General features: G+C 71.7%; 3 protein-coding genes and 1 pseudogene. 1 reads left to right on the top strand and 3 read right to left on the bottom strand.

What is annotated here, in order from left to right:
• Both C665_RS21315 and C665_RS21320 read right to left on the bottom strand, forming a co-directional pair.
• Positions 1–225: pseudogene (locus C665_RS21315) on the bottom strand (cation diffusion facilitator family transporter); the annotation flags it as partial.
• A 108-nt stretch (positions 226–333) separates the two neighbouring features.
• A complete protein-coding gene (locus C665_RS21320; RefSeq protein ID WP_004327152.1) occupies positions 334–1,650 on the bottom strand; it encodes a methyl-accepting chemotaxis protein in 1,317 nt (438 codons plus the stop codon).
• Between the two features lie 166 nt (positions 1,651–1,816).
• Here C665_RS21320 and C665_RS18900 point away from each other — a divergent pair, with 166 nt between their 5' ends.
• Entirely contained in the window at positions 1,817–2,719 is a 903-nt protein-coding gene (locus C665_RS18900; RefSeq protein ID WP_004327153.1) for an endonuclease/exonuclease/phosphatase family protein, read from the top strand.
• A gap of 48 nt (positions 2,720–2,767) precedes the next feature.
• On the opposite strand, the gene C665_RS18905 is transcribed toward C665_RS18900, so the two are convergent.
• Positions 2,768–3,266: alpha/beta fold hydrolase (locus C665_RS18905; protein WP_004327155.1), on the bottom strand; the 499-nt coding region annotated here is incomplete at its 5' end.

Raw genomic sequence — 3,266 nt, forward strand, 5'->3', positions numbered from 1 at the left:
CGAGCCCGACCACCACCCGGCGATCGCCTCGACCGCGGCGAAGCCGAGCGTGAGCACGAGCGCGAGCGGCAGGAAGCGGCTCGCGGAGTGGTCGTGCGCGTGATGAGGGGGGTGGGCGTGACCGGCTTGATGCGGGTATGCGTGGCCGTGTGCGGGGTCGCCGTGTTGGTGGTCGTGCTCGTTGTGGGCGTGGTGGTCGTGCTGATGACCGTGATGGGTGTGCATCGCAGCGCTTCCTCGAGGGCTTCAGCGGATTATGCCTGTGGCGCAGTCGGTCCCGACACCTCCGGCATCCGCGGCGGGCCGCGGCGCGCGTCCACACCCTTCGGGGACTCAGCGATGCAGCAGCCCCGAGAAGCGCTCCACCACCTCGACGACCTCGGTGGCGCCGTTGTGGATGCCGTCGATGACCTCGCCGGCCTCGCGTGCCAAGCCGATGCTCGCGGTGGCGGTCTCGTGCATGCCGTGCACCCGCGAGATCGCTAGGTGGGTGGCGTCCTGCACGGTGGAGATCATGGCGCTGATCTCGGTGGTGGCCTTGGAGGTGCGCTCGGCGAGCTTGCGCACCTCGTCGGCGACCACCGCGAAGCCGCGGCCATGCTCGCCTGCGCGGGCGGCCTCGATCGCCGCGTTGAGTGCGAGCAGGTTTGTCTGGTCGGCGATCTCGCGGATGGTGTTGACGATGGTGGTGATGCGCCCGGTCTCGTCGCCGAGCTGGCCGAAGGTGTGCGCGGCATCCTCGGCGCTGTTCGAGATCGCCACCATCTGTGCGGTGGCGCGCGCGATCACGTCGGTGCCGCGCTCGGCGAGGTGGGCGTTGTCGCGGGCGCGTTCGAGCGCGGCGGCGGCGTTGGCGACCTCTTCCTCGAGCGCCTCGACGCGGGGGCTGATGTCGGCGGCGAGCTTGATGAACTTGCAGGGGCGACCGGACGCATCGAACACCGGGTTGTAGCTGGCCTCGAGCCAGACCGTGCGGCCGTTGCGCGCCACGCGGCGGAAGCGGCCGGAGAAATATTCGCCGTGGCGCAGGCGCTCCCAGAACTGCGCGTACTCGGGCGTCGCAGCGTCCTCGGCGGCGCAGAACAGGCGATGGTGGCGGCCAAGCACCTCGTGGCGGGCGTAGCCCATGGTGGCGAGGAAGTTGTCGTTGGCGGCGAGGACCTTGCCGTCGAGGTCGAATTCGATCATCGCCATCGAGCGCTCGATCGCCGACAGCATGGCGCGGTGCTCCGTGCCCTCGCGGACTTGGGCGGTGATGTCGGTGGCGAGCTTGACCACGCGCAGCACGCGGCCGTCGGGGCCGAATACGGGGTTGTAGGTGGCCTCGAGCCACACCGGCTCGCCAGTGGCGTCGCGGCGCTCGAAGCGCCCGCTCACCGGCTCGCCGCGGCGCAGGCGCTGCCAGTGCGCGAGGTAGTTCGACGAATTCGCGTAGGCCTCGTCGCAGAACATGCGGTGGTGCTGCCCGAGCACCTCTTCGCTGCGATACTTCATGGTCGCGAGGAAGAGCTCGTTGGCGAACAGCACGGTACCGTCGGGTGCGAACTCGATGCGGGCGGTGGCGCGGTCGATCGCCTCGATCACCGCCTGGCGTGCGGCGAGCTCGGCCTGTTGTTCCTGGAGGGTGCTCTTGAGCTTGCGGTTGAACATGGTCTGGTGGCCGTCGTCGGGAGTCGCGATGACGGGCGGCCGCAGGCCGCCTGTCCGGATGCGCGGCGTGTCGGGCTGGAAGGCGGCGGGGCGTCCGCGCCGGACACGGGGCGTGCCCGGTATAACGGCGCGCGGGGGTCTTTCTTTACATCATGTCGAATCGAATATGAAGAAGACGATCGCACGGCAAGAACCAAGCATTCGCCTGCTGAGCTGGAACATCCAGTGGGGGCGCGGCGCGGACGGCCGCGTGGACCTGGCGCGCACGCGCGACGCGATCCGCGCCGCCGGTCCGCTCGACCTGATCTGCCTGCAGGAGGTGGCGAGCAATTTCCCCGGCCTCGCCGGCGGCACACGCGAGGATGAGCCGGATTTCTTCGCCGCGGCCTTCGCGGACTTCGAGCCGGTGTTCGGCGCGGGCATGGACGTGCCCGACGGCGACGGCGGGCGGGCGCGCTTCGGCAACCTGCTGCTGTCGCGCCTGCCCGTGGGGCAGGTGTTCCGCCACCTGCTGCCGTCGCCTGCCGACCCCGGCTGGCCGGCGATGCAGCGGGTGTGCGTGGAGGCGGTGGTGGAGGCGCCGTGGGGCCCGCTGCGGGTGCTGAGCACCCACCTGGAGTACTACTCCGCGCGCCAGCGCCATGCCCAGGTCGAGGCCTTGCGCGCGCTTCAGGCCGAGGCGGCGGACCTGGCGCGGCTGCCGGCGGCGGGCAAGGAGTCGAACCCCGCCTTCGCCGCGCGCCCGCGCCCGGCCGCGGCCGTGCTGTGCGGCGACTTCAACTGCGAGCCGGGCTCGGCCGAATACCTCGCGCTGCAGCGTCCGCTGCCCGCGTCCGGTCTGGCAACAGACGCCGAGCGCCCGCATTGGACGGATGCGTGGCCGCTCGTCCACGGCGCGCGAGCGCACGCACCCAGCGTGGGCCTGCACGGCGCGGAGTGGCCCAAACGCGCCTATTGCTGCGATTTCTTCTTCGTGAGCACCGACCTGGCGCCGCGGGTGCGCGCGGTCGAGGTGCGCGCGGACACCGCGGCCTCGGATCACCAGCCGGTGGTGATGGAGCTGGCGTGAGGCGTGAAAAAGCCGGCTGGCGCCGGCTTTTTCGTGGGGCGGACTCGCTTACTTCTTGCTGAGCGGGCCGGTGTTCGTGCCGAGCAGGGCGCGTACCACGGCGGCGGGGTCCTCTTCCTGCATCGCGTGACCGCAGCCGGCCAGCTCGACCCGCCTCACCTCGCCGCCGCCGGCTTGCAGGGCTTCGTACAGCGGGCCGACAGCCTTGACCGGGGTCATGCGGTCGAGCGCGCCGCACAGCAGCAGGGTGGGGCCGTTGCGGTGGGCGGCGGCGGCCAGCCCGTCCTGCCAGGCATTGCAGGCGGCGAGGTCGCGCGCGAGCGTCTCGCTGCCGTTGCGCTCCATGCGCGCACGGTTGCCGGTCTCGAGCGCGCGCCGGCGTTCTTCGCCGAGCACCTCGGCGGGGGCGAAGGAGAACTTGTTGATCAGCGCGTGCGCCTGCGCCGGGTCGCTGCGCGCGGCCTCGAGCAGGAGGGGCGCGACCGGCATCGGCGCGAGGCTGCCGAGCAGGTGCAGGCGGCCGATGCGCGTCGGGGCGGCGGCCGCG

The sequence above is a fragment of the Thauera aminoaromatica S2 genome, assembly GCF_000310185.1.
GTDB classification, from domain to species: domain Bacteria; phylum Pseudomonadota; class Gammaproteobacteria; order Burkholderiales; family Rhodocyclaceae; genus Thauera; species Thauera aminoaromatica.